Here is a 15,388-nt window from a genome sequence, read left to right on the forward strand (position 1 = left end):
AATAAGTTACTGCTCCTTGCTCAGCCGGAATAGGAGATTGACAGCATCGCGAGCAACCTGGCTATCCGTTGCTGCAAGTTCTTCTAAGGTAGCTTTAGCAAAGCCGTGAAGCCCCAAATCTGAGAGTTCTTCCGCGGACGGATCAACATGAAAATCCATGAGCCTACGACGCTCGTATAACGCCGCAAAAATGGGTTGTAGTCGTGCTACCTCTTGCTCTACGTACTTCATTGTGCTCAAAGAAACGGTTCCCTGCAGCGCATACTTGATCACAGTCGTGGACTTATCTGGGTATGCCTCAAGCATTGAGATGAAAGCTTCTGCTTCTTCTTGAGAATTTATAGGCATAGTGAGCGCCTCAAAAACCCACGATCCGCAGGGGATTGTTTGTACCTCCGCTGTCCCTTTCCCCACCGTCACCACTAACACATTTCCTGAGTCAGCTTCACCACCGTTAGTTGCTACCTCATAAAAATCGGTAGTCTCTGGCGCCCCCGAGTACCATATTCGGCCAGTGCCGCCTACGGCTTGGGTTGAGTGAGTATCTCCCAGTGCAATGTAGTCTACGGATGCATCTGCAAGCTTGCTTTCCGCCAGCTCTACGCTTATTAGATCTGGAATAATCTCGTTCGTCCTAGCTTCAGTTTGTCCGTGTCCCACGGCAATTCGCACAGACTCGCTAGGCTCAAGTGCCTCTAAAGCAGCTCCCAAGACATCATGTGTAGCGTGCCTCGTCTTCAGCGGTGCACCCACAATTTCAATGCCTTTGCGCACCTCAAAAGGTGTTGATTCTGTTAAAACATGGACGTTTTCCATATTTTCTGTTTGATAAAACAAGGAATCTGCAACAAGCGGATCATGATTCCCTGATAAAAGATATACAGGCACCGGCAACTTCTTTAAAGCTTCCAAGGCTCTGCCTGATGTTTTTTTCTCTAGAGAATTGTGTTCAAAGACGTCACCCGCCATCACGATGAATTCACACTTAGTATTTTCCGCAATTGTGCCTAGACGCGTGATCGCGTTGATGCGGGCGTCGTCGAAACGCGCCTGAGCATCAGAATCGAGAAACCACCTGATCATTCCGATCTGAAGGTCCGATGTATGTAAGAAGGTGACGGTCATGATTTTTATTTACCATGAGCAGTCAACGCGTAAAGCACCGAAGTACCCCTACTCGCGGGTGAGATAATAGTACAGATCTTCGATATCCGCGACAGCTTTTAGCTCATCGATAGAGGTCAAAGATACTAGCCGCATGGCTTTACGTAACAGGGATTCATCGGAATCTTCTAAAGCTGGTGCTTTCTTAGGAGAAGGAAGATCCGGCAATGCCTTTCCATCCCAAAAATGAGTTTTAACATCGCGTTCGCTTATAGAACGCGCCTGCATCGTGAGCGACTGCTCCAATTTGAGCAAATCCAGACCACGTAATTCAAAAGCTAAAAGTGGTTCTGCTTCAAGCCGATCCGCCACGACATAGGCAACTGCTACAGCATGCTTGCAGCACACCACATGATCGGGACAATCACACCAGAATTGTGCGCTCGATCCTATCAAGATCTCGGATATATCTTCGCTGAGTTTCCCTTCTTTTGCCCGTTTAATTCCATTAGGCAATTCGGCTAACTCGGCAGTAACCGCAGCTAAGTCATCAGTATCGCGATATGGCAAGGAGATTGTCACATGAAACGGTTCATTCTGGGACCCTGCAACATCGGCAGAAACAGTCGATTTATCAAGCTTCACGTTAAGAACATTGCTGTTTCTGGCGTAATCACGGCCTCTTTTCAGACGTCCCTGGTCTGCATATTGATGTACAAGATCACGCATCTTACGTGCCACAGCATTAAATTGGATGGTTTCCCGGGAAGCCGGTAATTCTTCGGGAGAAGATACGCGCTTCTTTGCCCCAAAATTTGCATAGATAACATTATCTTTGGAAGGACGCTGCGGCATTTAGGTATCCCTTCCCCGGTAACTCATGAGCATAGCGAGTTCTTCAGGAGAGAGTTCTGTAAGCCACCCTTCTCCCTCTCCTACAACAGCAGAGGCCAACTGAGTTTTACCGTCGAGAATATCCTGAATCGATTCTTCCAACGTACCCGCGGTAATCATTTTATATACGGTGACGTCTTTGCGTTGCCCAATCCTGAAAGCACGATCGGTTGCCTGATTTTCTACTGCAGGATTCCACCAACGATCCATATGAACAACGATAGACGCAGCCGTGAGATTTAATCCCGTCCCTCCCGCTTTAAGGGACAGGATCATTGCCGGCGGCCCTTGCGGACTCTGGAAGTTCTCCACCATGCGATCACGTCCGACCTTGCTTACGCCACCGTGTAGGAAAGGAATTTGAGCGCCAAAGTAGTCCGAAAGATAAGGAGCGAGGATCTCCCCAAAAGCCCGATACTGAGTAAAAATAAGAAGTCTTTGCTCTGATTCTACGGCATCTGAAACCAGACGCATCAGTTCCTCTACTTTTCCTGAACGATGCTTACCTTTTACGGTCACATCGGAATCATCACTTAAAAAGTGTGCCGGATGATTACAGATCTGCTTAATCTTGGTTAAAGCAGAGAGCACAAGGCCGCGCTTAGAAATTCCTTCTGCCTGGTCGATCTGTTTCTGTATGTCTTCCACATAAGCTCGGTACAAAGCTGCTTGCTCCGGCTTCATGTCCACGGTCAGAATAATTTCGGTCTTCTCTGGGAGATCATCAACGATACTCGGGTCTGTTTTCAACCGCCTCAGAACAAAGGGAGCTGTCAAGGAGCGGAGCCTTTCCGTCATTGTCTCATCCTGCTCACGCTCAATCGCCCTGGCAAAGTGGTTCCGAAAGAAAGACGCAGAACCTAAAACACCTGGATTACAAAAATCAAGAATTGATCGCATTTCAGAAAGACGATTTTCTACAGGAGTTCCGGTCAACGCAATTCTGTGCTTTGACGGCATCGCCCGTACGGCTTTGGAAACTTTAGTCGCCGAATTTTTAATCTGCTGAGCCTCGTCTAAGACCACCCTCTCCCACTGAACTTGGGAAAGCAGCTGATGGTCCCGTGCGATTGTTCCGTAACTAGTCACCACAATGTCGCTTTCCTGGACTTTTTCTAGGAAAGCAGCATCCCTTAAGCGGGAGGAACCATGATGGACAAGGATGCGCAGGCTAGGAACAAACTTGTGCGCCTCCCGAGCCCAGTTTCCTACTACTGATGTGGGGGCCACAACCAGTGTAGGCCCATTGGGCTCTTCTGATTGATTTGCTCGTTCCGCTGCTTCCAAGGACAGCAACTGTAGTGTTTTGCCCAACCCCATGTCGTCGGCAAGCACAGCTCCAAGGCCGTTTTTAGACATCCACGCTAGCCAATCGACGCCCCTGCGTTGGTATTCACGCAAGGATGCATGAACAGTGTCTGGTAATTCAATACGCTGCGGTGCCGGAATATCCTGAGAAACAAGTCCACCGACTAGACTTGTGTGCCACGTTGACCCCTGAAATTCCACCGGTTCTTTTTCCGCAGCTTTTATCGCGATTTCACGTAATTCAGCTAGGGTCACCTGTCCAAAATCGGCGAATTCATTATTAAAGCGCTCAGCCAAGGTTTCAGCATGGGCCTCTAGCTGCTGCCATCCAGGTTGATCGTTCGCTTTGGCCAGCTGCGCTGCCATCATTGCGCGATCTAATTCTGCGCGCTTGCGTTTGCGAGATTGTGCAGCCAACTCCGACATGTACTCGCTGATTCTTTTCACTGCCGCGGTGTCTGCCATAACCCATTCGCCTCGCAAACGGATCAGACCAGATTTAGAACGCACCAGCTCATTCATTTCCTCATCGCTGAGCTCAACGCTTCCAACAGAAATCCGCCAGTTATAGTCAACGATTTTATCTAAGCCGATCTTAGCTTGCGTCGATGACTCTGCGGGGTCGCCAATAGTGATATGAGCTTTTGTTTCCTGCTGGCTCCACGCCCTGGGCAACATAACAGCAAAGCCCCGAGCCCTCAACGTAGTAACAGCAGATCCGATAAACTCTACTAACTCGTCCGTAGAGAGGTAGCAATCCCAGTCACCTGCATTTTCCGCCCGCTGCAGCACATACTGTTGAAAAGAGTTTGTGTGTTCTCTGGCCGGATCTACAAGAGGCGTCACCACAATTGCTTCGCGCAAAAGCGCCTGTAGTCTTTCCACCGTAACTCGATCAAACTTACTGACCACGATGGGTTGCGGAGAATCCACACCAGATCTCACCTGAACACGTACTGGCCAGAGAATCTCCAGGGGATCCATGGCAGAATCGTCTTCTTTAGGGGGTTCTTCCACAAGAAAAACGATCTGTAGGTTTACTGAGGCAATAGAGTCTTTCCAGGAATTAAGCGCAGAAACTAACTGAGCGGTTCCCTTACGCAACGCTTTACTGTGAAGCAGGGCGCTGGAGAAGGAATGCCATTCTGTAGGTCGCGGCTCGGCGGCTAATTCTTGTAACAACGAGTGCGCAATCCAATGAGGGAGCTCGTCCGCAATGTCCTCAGCAACGGCACTACCTCCGTTAGCCACCAATACACCGGGCGCCGCCGCCGTCATTTGCGCTATCCATCCGCGTTCCGAAAGACCAGAAGAAAGCTGCCACATGGGCCACCATTGATGGTCAGCAAAGTTCATCTTGATAGTGACGCGTCCAGCTCTTACAAATTGCGCCAGCCCTTCATACATACGTACTAACCACAGAAGATCGGGAGCTATGCTTGAGCGTTGATCGAGAGTAGCTGTCATGGGGGTAACCGTGGCGATGGTGGCTAAAGTGCTCACCGCTTGTTCTGGAGTAAAGGCAACGGTAGGAAGCGGAAGAGTAACCTCCCGTCCTTTTGGGGTAAGCAAGGTAGTACGCACCCTATGGTTAAAGCGTTTTCCTGCAAGAATCCCCATAACCTGCGGGGGAAAAGTCCCCTCCGGAACAGAATCAGCCGTCACGATTTTGTGGCCTTCCACCTGCTCTATCCACAAATGTAGTCCAGAAGCCTTGAGCCAAAGTCCATGGAGCAGGTGGGTAGTCATCTACTTAGTCTTACCAGCTTATGAAGATATTCCGTAATGGTCAGGTAGTGTTTGAGAGAATAATTTTTGGAGGTTGTGGTGTCTGAACATACGTGGTTCATCGTTGCCATCATGATATATATGGGCGCGATGCTCGCGATTGGCTATTGGAGTTATAAAAAGACCGATCAATACGACGACTTTGTGTTAGCCGGACGCGATCTAAATCCCTTTGTAGCGGCATTATCAGCCGGCGCTTCAGATATGTCTGGTTGGCTGCTCATGGGTTTGCCAGGAGCTTTGTTTGTTACAGGTATGTCTGAGCTGTGGATTGCAGTAGGGCTGCTCATCGGTTCTTGGGCTAACTGGAAATGGGTTGCGCCGCGGTTACGTGCATATTCAGAGGTGGCTAATAATTCCATCACTTTGCCTTCGTTTTTTGAGAACCGGCTGATGGATCAATCCCGTGTCCTACGCATTGTCAGTTCCATCGTGATCATCGTATTCTTCACCTTCTATGTATCCTCTGGGATGGTCTCGGGTGGACGTTACTTCGAATCAACTTTTGGAAGCGCCTATATCGACGGCATGATGATCGTCGCTTGCATCACGGTTGCTTATACTTTTATCGGTGGCTTCCTTGCGGTTTCCTATACAGACGCAGTTCAAGGCACCATCATGTTTGTTTCGCTAGTCATAGTCCCGGCTATGGCCCTACTCTATCTAGACGACCCCTCCTCAATTTGGTCATGGGCGTCCCATAATGACTACGGTCCTTACACCGATGGCACCGGCAATCCTTCCTATTTTTCTATGATCTCTGGTGTCTCAGCAGCAGCCGTAATTGGTAACTTAGCCTGGGGCTTGGGATACTTCGGTCAACCCCACATCATCGTCCGCTTTATGGCGCTACGAGCGCCCTCCGATGCACGACGCGCCCGCTGGATCGGCGTGGGATGGATGGTCCTCTCCATCGCTAGAGCCACGTTCACTGCGATAATCGGCACAGCATTCTTTGGTCAAAACAAAAACTTCTCCATCGTGGACCAAAAGTCCTATGAGACAATTTTTCTAGACATGGGGCGAGTCCTCTTCCATCCGCTCATCGGTGGTCTTATTCTCACAGCCGTACTCGCAGCGATCATGTCTACCATTGCTTCCCAGCTTTTGGTCACTTCCACATCTTTGATCGAGGACCTCTTCAAGGCTTTCAAAAAGAACCTTCCTAGTGAGCCCGTGATGATCAATCTATCCCGCACTGCGGTGGTTGCTGTTGCTATTGTCGCTGGAATTCTCGCTATTAATCCCTCTGACTCTATTCTCGGCCTCGTAGGCTTTGCCTGGGCAGGATTTGGCTCCGCCTTTGGCCCTCTGGTTTTGTGCATGCTTTATTGGCGGCGACTCAACGTTCCAGGTGCAATAGCCGGTATAGTAACCGGTTCTATCGTGTGCTTTGCCTGGGGGATGTCCCCCTTAGCGATACCCTCTACGAAATCATCCCTGGTTTCTTTAGCGGAGGAATCATCATGATTCTAGTCTCTCTTGCAACATCCCCGCCCCAGGAGAAAGTGCTGTCCATGTTTGATAAAGCCAGGTGCCACACAACTCAAACCGAAGAAAAGTCCATCCAGGCTCCTTCTCACACGGCATCCGTATAAAAGTAGGAACCAAACCAGCGTCGCCTTCCGTCTAAAAGGAATGCGGCGCATTCTTTCTCTCCTAGTAACAGCCACATTATTGTTGATCTTCTTCACAGTTCCCTTGTCACGGGAATTTGCAGATCTTCCCACTGTTAAACAAAGAACAACGGTCCTCGGCTATAAACGAGAGTATTTTGGAGCCACATGGGGAATCGCTCCCCATTCAAAATGTTCTACGAGAGTCGCAGTTTTGGCTGCCACGCTTAACGACGTCCACCTCACCGCTTCTTGCTCGTTAAGCTCGGGATGGACTCTCGATCCTTATTCTGGAAGAAAAATCTCTGTCGACGGCACCGCTGCCCCCATTGAACTCGATCATGTTTTCCCACTAGCTGCGGCATGGGACATGGGAGCCCATGCATGGAGCGCAGAGCAGCGTCTTGCCTTTGCAAACGATCCGTTAAATCTTGTCGTTGCTTCCCAAGAACAGAATCAGCAGAAATCGGACAAGCTCCCATCGGAGTGGCTTCCTGTTCAACGTTCTCATCGATGTTGGTACGTGCGTCGACTAGCGGAAGTCGCAAGGAAATACCAGTTACCACTTAGCAAGCCGGATGTCTCGGTCATGCACAGACAATGTTAATGTGGTATTTCTCACCCAATTTTTGCGAAAGGCTTTCTGTGGGAACTCTGCTTATTATCCTCCACGTACTCACGGCCGTGCTCTTCCTCGGCCCCGTTACTGTCGCGGTTTCTTCTTTCCAGTCTCGCGCTATAGAAGCTCACAATGGAAACGCTACTGCTAAAGGTTCCGCGTTGACGCTCTACAAAATCACCCAGACTTACGGCATGCTGTCACTGTTGGTTCCGTTGATTGGTTTCGCGGTGATGTTTACTAATGATAGTTACTGGTCAGATGGACGCTACCACGCATCGATTGCACTGGCAGTAGTTGCATGGGCCATTTTGATTTTCCTTATCATGCCCCGTCAAAAGAAACTTGCTGGCGCTCTTGGGCTGCTTGAAGCCGACGAGCTTGAGACCGGAAATTTTGAGATCGCAGATTGGAATAAGGCGAAAAGCCTTCTCTCCATGTTTGGCGGAATCTTCTCTCTTCTCTGGGTTATTATCGCCGTCTTGATGGTTCTTTAAGCACCAAACAAGAAGGCGGGTCCCACATCAGCTCATGTGGGACCCGCCTTTTTGTTTTTTATCCTTCGATGTTAAACATCCACAATGTGCCAAAGCGATCGCGTAGTTGACCAAAGGAGGCTCCCCACGGGGCGGTTTCTAGAGGCATATGAACCTCTGCACCCTGTGAGAGGGCTTCCCACTGGTTCTCGATCTCAGCGCGAGCATCAGCGTTCCCAGTAATAGCGATAGCAGTGTCGTCGCCTGCGGCGAGCTCACGTTCTGGGGGTACATCCGCGCCGAAGAGCACTTTCCTTCCCGCGTCGTAAAGCTCACCGTGCATGATCCATTCGTTGGACCAATGGTTACCTCCTGCTTGATCCGCAAAACCGGATTCTCCGTAAGTAATCAGTTTCAGATCAAGGCCAAAAACGTCTCGATAAAATTCGAGTGCCTCTCTCGCTTGTCCGCGGAAGTGTCGGTATGGTGTCACATCAGCAATCATGGGAACCACCATACGCGTCATGCTGATGAGGAGAGTTAGTGAGCAGCCGACAGCTCCCAGCCACTCCCCTTCCTAGCAAAGGTCACTTGAGCAGAAGGGGCGATTTTTCCGTTACACAAGTCTATAGCGTCACGGTGATATTTTTTGGACTCGTATTCGCCTTTGCCGTCGAGCAATACAAGGTAATTATCCCCAGGTTCCGGGCCATCTTTCGGGGTATCCAGAGAAGAAAGCTCTAATCGGTTCTCCGCAGATTCCCGCGTATCACCAGGACAGACAGCAGCAATATACTGCCATTCATGACCAAAAGTGTCATGTACATGGATAGTGACAGGTGATTCTTGGTTCTTCAAAGCCTGCTCCAACAAATCATTTTTCACAAGCCACACCATAAAAACGCCGAGTATAACCAAAGAAGCCACGACAAAAAGCACGGCTAGGAAGTTTCTGTTCATAGAGAAAGCTCCGACTTGTAAGACAATAGGAGGGTGCGGAATCAAATTCCGCACCCTCCTATTTGTACTAGACCTTAGTTGTCTATCCTAGCCACGATAGCGATCACGGCGGTCGCCGCGGTCTCGGCGGTCGCCACGACGATCATCACGACGATCGCGACGGTATCCACCACGACGGTCATCACCGCGGTAATCATCACGACGCCCCGGACGACCATTGTCCTTCTCAATGTTAATCAGCTGACCCGAGATACGAGTGTCGCGTAGATTATCAAAGACAGATTGTGGGAGTCCCTTAGGAAGCTCCACCAACGTGTGGTCCACAGCAATTGTGATACGACCAAAGTCCTTATTGCTCAATCCGCCTTCGTTTGCCAGTGCGCCAACAATAGCGCCCGGACGAACATGCTGACGCTTACCCACGGCAAGGCGATACACTGCCATATCGCCAGAGCGCTCAAAACGAGAACCGCGGTCACCACGATCACGGCGGTCGCCGCGGTCCCGGCGATCGCCACGACGATCGTCCCGGTCAAAGCGATCGCGACGCTCACGACGCTTCTCTGGTGGTGGCTCCTTCATCAAAAACTCACTACCAGCACGAGCCTGGGTAGCCAAGGCAGCAGCAATGTCCTCAAGTGGGGTGTCATGCTCTTCTGCGTAGGCCTTGATCAAGTTCCGGAAAATCGCAACCTGGGAGTCTTCTAGCGATTCTGTGATGGAATCTGCAAACTTTTCCTTACGGGACTCGTTAACCTCGTCGACCGTAGGAAGGTCCATTTCAATAAGCTCTGCATTGGTAGCACGCTCAATGGAGCGCAGCATACGACGTTCACGTGGGGTAACAAAAAGAATTGCCTCACCGCTACGTCCAGCGCGGCCGGTACGACCAATGCGGTGAACATAAGATTCGGTGTCATTAGGAATGTCGTAGTTGAACACGTGAGTAATGCGCTCGACATCCAGACCACGCGCTGCCACGTCTGTGGCCACAAGAATGTCTAGACGACCATCTTTGAGTTGGTCCACGGTGCGCTCACGCTGTGCCTGTGCGATATCGCCATTGATGGCGGCGGCAGAAAAACCACGAGCACGCAACTTCTCTGCGACCTCTTCAGTTTCATGCTTTGTGCGCACGAACATAATCATCGCTTCAAACTCGGTGACCTCAAGGATTCGAGTCAAGGCATCAAGCTTGTTACGGTGAGCAACATTAAGGAACCGCTGCGTGATATTGGTGTTGGTCCGAGTCTCGGATTTCACCTGAATCTCACGAGGATCCTTCATGTACTGCTTGCTCAGACGGCGAATGCCGTTGGGCATCGTCGCAGAAAATAAAGCAACCTGCTTGTCCGCGGGAGTATCCTCAAGAATACGCTCGATATCTTCCTGGAAGCCCATGCTGAGCATCTCATCTGCCTCGTCAAGAACGAGATAGTTCAGGTTAGAGATATCGAGTGAGCCCTTTTCCAGGTGGTCAATAACACGACCTGGGGTACCCACGATGATCTGCGCGCCACGGCGAAGACCCGACAATTGGATACCATATGCCTGCCCACCATAGATCGGCAGAACATGAATGTCTCCGAGGTGGTCTGCAAAAGACTGGAAAGAGTCCGCAACCTGAAGAGCAAGCTCGCGAGTAGGAGCAAGGATCAGCGCCTGTGGGTGGCGCTTCTTCACATTGATACGGGAAAGAATCGGGAGGGCAAACGCAGCGGTCTTACCCGTACCGGTCTGAGCCAGACCCATCACATCATGCCCCTCCATGAGGACTGGGATGGTCTGTGCCTGAATAGGAGACGGCGTTTCAAAGCCAACCTTGGCGACTGCCTTAAGGATTGCGTCTGGGAGGCCCAAAGCCTCAAAGCCATCATTACTGTCACTGTCCGCTTCTTGCGCGGAGCCGGTGTCCTCAGAAGTGTTCGCAACCCTGGAGTCGTCTACATCAGCAATAACATCATCAAGTGTGATGCTGCCTTCGTCTACCTGCGAATTGTCCTGAGATTCCGACAAAATCTTCTCATCCGGCTCGTTAGCGCCGCCGGTGGCGTCATCGGTAATGCTCATTGCCCAGTTAAACTTACGCTACACGGCACGATTTTCCTAGTCATACACTCAAAGGTGATAACTATAGCCGATTCCGCCAAATGCGACCACCATCACTTAAGTTTGCAATTAGATAAATACCTCCCAGAATCTTCGTATTTTTAAAATTTTTCCTAACTTAAGGGCGCTCCAGTAAACCTCAAAGAAGCTTTTTCCTTAACTCATAGAAGCCTTCGAGCGCCTTCTCCTGGCCGCGCAATAAGGAAAGTTGGGGATGGAAAACCGTGGTCGCAAGCAGCTTTTGCTATTTTTTCGGCGGTCTCAGTAATAGCAGTCGCGTCCACAAGGCTGATGACGCTACCGCCAAATCCCCCACCAGTCATACGTGATCCGTAACACCCTGCAGCCTGAAAAGCAGATTCTAACTCCGGTGTGACTACCTCATATTGATCGCGAAGAGATTCATGTGACTCTTGCATTAAGCGGCGAAACGTATCTATATCATCCTTTTCAAGAGCAACGGCAGCCTGTTGCGCACGCAGAGTTTCTTCCACAACATGATTTACACGCCGATACACCTCCTCGGCATTTAAGTTGTTGTTTTCCGCCCATTGACGTGCCCGAGCAGGAGCATCATTAATGTCTCTTAGCGTCTTGGCATCATCCCCCAACACAGCTGTCACATCGTCGACTAGACCGCGTCTCGACGCATACTGCCCATCGCTCAGTGTGTGCGGCGCATTTGTATTTGCGATCAAAAGAGCCAACCCTTTGGACGTCAAATCAAAAGGTACGGGAGTGGTTTTCCCTGAGCTAAAATCAATAACGAGTGCCTTACCTTGTTCGCCAAACAAACTAGAACGTTGATCTAACCCACCGGTGGATGCCCCAACAACGTCGTTCTCCGCCCGCACGCAGGCGTCGACAAGCTGTGGCAACTTCTCACGACTAGGAGGCTGACCATTGGCGAGTTCGAACGCGCCTACTGCTGAGGAGCATTCCAAAGCCGCGGAAGAAGATAGCCCAGATCCCAGGGGGACATCGGAAACAATGGCGATATCATATCCCTGAGTTTTTTCAATAACACCCGACTCAGTTCCAGCCCATATAGCTCCAACTACGTAACCGGACCAGTCGCTAGGACTGAGTGGCCCTACTAGATCAACATTGACAGTTTTGGTTAATGTTTCTCCTTCTGGAGTTTGCGATACCAAGTTGAACATTCCCGAGTTATTCGGAGACATTGCAACAGCGGTAAGCTGCTCCAGGGCAAAGGGAATGGAAATCCCTCCTGCATAATCAACATGGTCACCAATCACGTTGACGCGTCCTGGAGCTCCCCACACACCAGCAGGATCGTAATGATAATGAGCGCGAAACAGTTGTGCTGCATCCTGAGCAATATGTTCCGGACTCCGAGTGTGGACCCAACGCAGCTCTAACATTTAATCCCAGACCTCTCTGAATCTTTGGGCGATCCGTTCTGGTGTGGTGTCATTAATCCAGACTCCTTGGCTTGACTCACTACCAGCTAAAAATTTCATACGATGTGAAGAGCGCATCAAAGAAAATATTTGTAGATGCATGCGGACAAGGTTGCGTTGTGCAGGATCTACCGGTGCCTGATTCCAACCAGCGATATACGGAGTTTTTTCTACGCCGTCGAAAAACCTGTCTATGGACGTATACAACCGTTTAAGCAACGCAGCTAGATCGTCGCGTTCCGCATGCGTCAACTCAGTAAAATCAGCTATGTGCCGGTTGGGCCACACCATCGCTTCCACAGGCCATTTAGCTGCTGCAGGAACAAAAATAGTAAAATATTCTGTTTCCTCAATGATGCGAGTCCCGACGTTTCTTTCCGCACGAAGAATTTCTGTAAAAAGTTCCTTGCCGGGATTCTTCCCAGCAAAATCACGTGCTTGTTCTGCTATCGACGCAATGCGCGGACTCAAAAATGGATAAGAGTAAATCTGCCCATGGGGATGTTGCAGCGTCACGCCTATCTCTTCTCCCCTATTTTCAAAGGGAAAAACCTGTTTGACAGTAGGCAACGCAGATAAAGCAGCTGTGCGATGTGCCCATACATCTATAACCGTCCGAATTCTCTTGACTGATAAATCTTTGAACGATGTGTCAGCGTTCTCGGTAAAACACACGACCTCACAACGCGCAAGTGCAGGTTTCCGTGGGAAAAGATCTACCCCGTCAACAAAATATTCCCAGTCTTCCCCCACCTCGATATTCATTGCGAAGGAAGGAAACCTATTCTCAAAAACAACAACATCATAGGTAGGCGAAGGAATTTCTGTGGGGTTTTCTCCGGGCAGCGAAGGCGCCAGCGGATTCTCATTCGCCGGCGGCATGAAGGTACGGTTCATTCGATGAGCAGCATATGCAACCCATTTTCCAGTTAACGGATCCCGACGTATCTCAGATAGAGGCTGTGATGCGGGCAGGTCACGAGGATCGTGAAGAATTCTCTCGCCGACGCGTACCGCGTGATCATCGTAATAAAAGATGTCGCGGCCGTCGGCAAGCTTGGACTCAATGATATTCATTAATGGCCACCAGGAAGAACCGACTCATCTATTTTTGTTTTATCAATAACAATCGGACGCAGCCTCGTCCATAGGAAGAAGATAACGCCCACGAGAAGCATGGCAAGCCCTGACCATAAATTGTCTTGAGAGCTCTTTGCTACACCGGTATCCGGGTTAACACCAGGATCGAGAGTAAAGCTACAAATGACGAGGACAAGCCCATAAAGGCCGATGAGGGCACCGATAACATTACGAATATCAAAGGCGCCGGCAAGATGCTGACTTGTTGCCTTCGGCGTATGCGAAGTCGAAGCATTCTGTGACATTGAATTCTCCTTAAGCTATTTTGTTCGCAGAATTACGCGAAAACGACGTTGAGAAGGACAACAAGGACTAAACACAGCGTGCCTAAAGGAATGGTACGGCGATACCAGGGTTGTTTTTCTTCTGAATCATCTTGGAAGTGATCCTTTGGAGTCACCGACCTTACAAATCCCACAAGTTCAGCATCTGTTTTAGGTCGAGTAAAGGATGTGACGATAACGGATACGAGTATGTCCATAACAAAGGCAATGCCTGCTGCAACAAAGGCTGTTCCTTGCCCCGGAAGGTTGAAAAGCGTAGCGGTGGAATCAGTAAACGTAGCCAAATACCAATAAACAATCGCAGATGCTGTTCCCGCTACCAAGCCCGACCAACCAGCGTGAGGAGTCATGCGTTTCCAGAACATTCCCAAGATAAAGGTGGCAAACAAAGGCGCATTAAAGAAACCGAAGAGTGTTTGTAGGTAGTCCATAATGTTGCCAAAGTTCTGTGCGAGCAACGCAGTAAATACCGCAATCAAGGTTGCTGCTACCGTGGCAAGTCGCCCAAATTTGAGGTAATAACCGTCCTCTTTATCTTTAATTACATAGGTCTGCCAGATGTCATATGAGATAACAGTATTAAACGCCGAAATATTTGCTGCCATACCTGCCATAAACGAGGCCAACAGACCTGCGATTGCAACGCCTAGGAGACCGTTGGGCAAAAGATCGCGCATCAGGTACAAAATGGCATCATTGGGCTTACCTACGGGAGTATCTCCCATTAGTTCTGCGACGGTCACAGAAGCAACCATTCCAGGTAAGACCACGAGGAATGGGATGAACATCTTGGGAAAGGCGCCAATGATCGGAGTCTTGCGAGACGCAGAAAGAGATTCCGATGCCATAGCGCGTTGCACTTCTACGAAATTGGTTGTCCAATAGCCAAAGGAAAGAACAAAGCCAAGGCCAAAGGTGATGCCTAAAACTGAAATAATTGGATTTTGAAATCCTGAGATTTCCACGCCGGGCCAGGTATGAAAATGCGTTTCTGCAGTAATCAGCCCTTTAAGCCCTTGCCAACCACCAACGCGATTCATTCCGATAATCGTGATAGGCAAAAGCATAGCCAAGATAACAAAGAACTGAAGAACCTCGTTATAAATTGCCGCAGATAGCCCTCCCAAAGTGATGTAAGACAGCACAATCACAGCCGTAAGCACAAGGGCTACCCATAGTGGCCAACCGAGTAATGCATTCACCACTTTTGCTAGTAGGAAGAGATTTACGCCAGCGATCAGCAACTGAGCAAGCGCAAACGATAACGCATTAACAAGATGAGCAGCATCGCCAAAACGACGCCGCATAAACTCAGGTACAGAACGAACTTTTGAACCATAGTAGAACGGCATCATCACAATGCCCAGGAAAACCATCGCAGGAACTGCGCCAATCCAGAAGTAATGCATGGTCTGAAAGCCGTATTGGACGCCGTTGGCAGACATACCAATAATCTCAACCGCTCCTAGATTGGCGGATACAAAGGCAAGTCCTGTTACCCATGCGGGTAATCCCCGACCAGAAAGGAAAAAATCAATAGAAGAGGAAACTCGAGCTTTTGCAGCCCAGCCAATGCCTAGGACAAAGACAAAGTACATCGCTACGAGGGCGTAGTCGACCCAGCTTGCGTCCAGTCTTAATGCGGATTCCATAATGGGCATCCTTT

12 protein-coding genes and 1 pseudogene are annotated in these 15,388 nt (G+C 49.8%); 3 read left to right on the forward strand and 10 right to left on the reverse strand.

The window, feature by feature from the left end; translation table 11 throughout:
* Positions 1 to 6: 6 nt before the first annotated feature.
* The 3 genes from CpATCC19410_RS09110 to CpATCC19410_RS09120 are packed head-to-tail and all read right to left on the reverse strand — an operon-like array spanning position 7 to position 5,055.
* The gene (locus tag CpATCC19410_RS09110) at positions 7 to 1,125 is read right to left on the reverse strand and encodes a metallophosphoesterase family protein (protein ID WP_014401115.1); all 1,119 of its coding nucleotides are present in this window, start codon (positions 1,123 to 1,125) and stop codon (positions 7 to 9) included.
* Positions 1,126 to 1,173: 48 nt separating this feature from the next.
* Positions 1,174 to 1,959 (reverse strand): hypothetical protein, encoded by a 786-nt coding sequence (locus tag CpATCC19410_RS09115; protein ID WP_013241674.1) that lies wholly within the window; start codon positions 1,957 to 1,959, stop codon positions 1,174 to 1,176.
* Complete coding sequence (locus tag CpATCC19410_RS09120) at positions 1,960 to 5,055, reverse strand: DEAD/DEAH box helicase (protein WP_013241673.1); 3,096 nt, start codon at positions 5,053 to 5,055, stop codon at positions 1,960 to 1,962.
* Between the two features lie 78 nt (positions 5,056 to 5,133).
* Here CpATCC19410_RS09120 and putP point away from each other — a divergent pair.
* From putP to CpATCC19410_RS09135, 3 genes and pseudogenes are all read left to right on the forward strand, one after another.
* Positions 5,134 to 6,692 (forward strand): annotated as a pseudogene (putP, locus tag CpATCC19410_RS09125) (sodium/proline symporter PutP).
* A gap of 40 nt (positions 6,693 to 6,732) precedes the next feature.
* Entirely contained in the window at positions 6,733 to 7,317 is a 585-nt protein-coding gene (locus CpATCC19410_RS09130) for an HNH endonuclease family protein (RefSeq protein WP_013241671.1), read from the forward strand.
* 38 nt (positions 7,318 to 7,355) lie between these two features.
* The gene (locus CpATCC19410_RS09135; RefSeq protein ID WP_014300616.1) at positions 7,356 to 7,826 is read left to right on the forward strand and encodes a hypothetical protein; all 471 of its coding nucleotides are present in this window, start codon (positions 7,356 to 7,358) and stop codon (positions 7,824 to 7,826) included.
* 58 nt (positions 7,827 to 7,884) lie between these two features.
* Here CpATCC19410_RS09135 and CpATCC19410_RS09140 read toward each other — a convergent pair whose 3' ends face one another.
* The 7 genes from CpATCC19410_RS09140 to CpATCC19410_RS09170 all read right to left on the reverse strand — a co-directional run bounded on the left by CpATCC19410_RS09140 (position 7,885) and on the right by CpATCC19410_RS09170 (position 15,374).
* Positions 7,885 to 8,331: a VOC family protein gene (locus CpATCC19410_RS09140; protein WP_014401112.1), complete on the reverse strand. Its 447-nt coding sequence runs from the start codon at positions 8,329 to 8,331 to the stop codon at positions 7,885 to 7,887.
* 14 nt (positions 8,332 to 8,345) lie between these two features.
* Positions 8,346 to 8,765, reverse strand: coding sequence for a hypothetical protein (locus tag CpATCC19410_RS09145; protein WP_014522387.1), 420 nt, complete (start codon positions 8,763 to 8,765; stop codon positions 8,346 to 8,348).
* Positions 8,766 to 8,852: 87 nt separating this feature from the next.
* Positions 8,853 to 10,835, reverse strand: a complete 1,983-nt coding sequence (locus CpATCC19410_RS09150) for a DEAD/DEAH box helicase (RefSeq protein ID WP_013241667.1) — start codon at positions 10,833 to 10,835, stop codon at positions 8,853 to 8,855.
* A gap of 200 nt (positions 10,836 to 11,035) precedes the next feature.
* Positions 11,036 to 12,259: a galactokinase gene (gene galK, locus CpATCC19410_RS09155; RefSeq protein WP_013241666.1), complete on the reverse strand. Its 1,224-nt coding sequence runs from the start codon at positions 12,257 to 12,259 to the stop codon at positions 11,036 to 11,038.
* Positions 12,260 to 13,375 (reverse strand): galactose-1-phosphate uridylyltransferase, encoded by a 1,116-nt coding sequence (galT, locus tag CpATCC19410_RS09160; RefSeq protein ID WP_013241665.1) that lies wholly within the window; start codon positions 13,373 to 13,375, stop codon positions 12,260 to 12,262. It lies immediately after the preceding gene.
* Positions 13,375 to 13,683 carry an LPXTG cell wall anchor domain-containing protein gene (locus tag CpATCC19410_RS09165; RefSeq protein WP_013241664.1) on the reverse strand — a complete coding sequence of 103 codons (309 nt, stop codon included), beginning with the start codon at positions 13,681 to 13,683 and terminating at the stop codon, positions 13,375 to 13,377. Before CpATCC19410_RS09165 ends, galT begins: the two co-directional genes overlap by 1 nt.
* 32 nt (positions 13,684 to 13,715) lie before the next feature.
* Complete coding sequence (locus CpATCC19410_RS09170; RefSeq protein ID WP_014522384.1) at positions 13,716 to 15,374, reverse strand: sodium:solute symporter family protein; 1,659 nt, start codon at positions 15,372 to 15,374, stop codon at positions 13,716 to 13,718.
* Positions 15,375 to 15,388: the final 14 nt, after the last annotated feature.

This window comes from Corynebacterium pseudotuberculosis, assembly GCF_002155265.1.
Taxonomy (GTDB): domain Bacteria; phylum Actinomycetota; class Actinomycetes; order Mycobacteriales; family Mycobacteriaceae; genus Corynebacterium; species Corynebacterium pseudotuberculosis.

Excerpts from the sequence above, each read along its gene's own strand:
- CpATCC19410_RS09110 (WP_014401115.1), bottom strand. The coding sequence starts at position 1,125 with ATGACCGTCACCTTCTTACATACATCGGACCTTCAGATCGGAATGATC.
- CpATCC19410_RS09115 (WP_013241674.1), bottom strand. The coding sequence starts at position 1,959 with ATGCCGCAGCGTCCTTCCAAAGATAATGTTATCTATGCAAATTTTGGG.
- CpATCC19410_RS09120 (WP_013241673.1), bottom strand. The coding sequence starts at position 5,055 with ATGACTACCCACCTGCTCCATGGACTTTGGCTCAAGGCTTCTGGACTA.
- CpATCC19410_RS09130 (WP_013241671.1), top strand. The coding sequence starts at position 6,733 with ATGCGGCGCATTCTTTCTCTCCTAGTAACAGCCACATTATTGTTGATC.
- CpATCC19410_RS09140 (WP_014401112.1), bottom strand. The coding sequence starts at position 8,331 with ATGACGCGTATGGTGGTTCCCATGATTGCTGATGTGACACCATACCGA.
- CpATCC19410_RS09145 (WP_014522387.1), bottom strand. The coding sequence starts at position 8,765 with ATGAACAGAAACTTCCTAGCCGTGCTTTTTGTCGTGGCTTCTTTGGTT.
- CpATCC19410_RS09150 (WP_013241667.1), bottom strand. The coding sequence starts at position 10,835 with ATGAGCATTACCGATGACGCCACCGGCGGCGCTAACGAGCCGGATGAG.
- galK (WP_013241666.1), bottom strand. The coding sequence starts at position 12,259 with ATGTTAGAGCTGCGTTGGGTCCACACTCGGAGTCCGGAACATATTGCT.
- galT (WP_013241665.1), bottom strand. The coding sequence starts at position 13,375 with ATGAATATCATTGAGTCCAAGCTTGCCGACGGCCGCGACATCTTTTAT.
- CpATCC19410_RS09165 (WP_013241664.1), bottom strand. The coding sequence starts at position 13,683 with ATGTCACAGAATGCTTCGACTTCGCATACGCCGAAGGCAACAAGTCAG.
- CpATCC19410_RS09170 (WP_014522384.1), bottom strand. The coding sequence starts at position 15,374 with ATGGAATCCGCATTAAGACTGGACGCAAGCTGGGTCGACTACGCCCTC.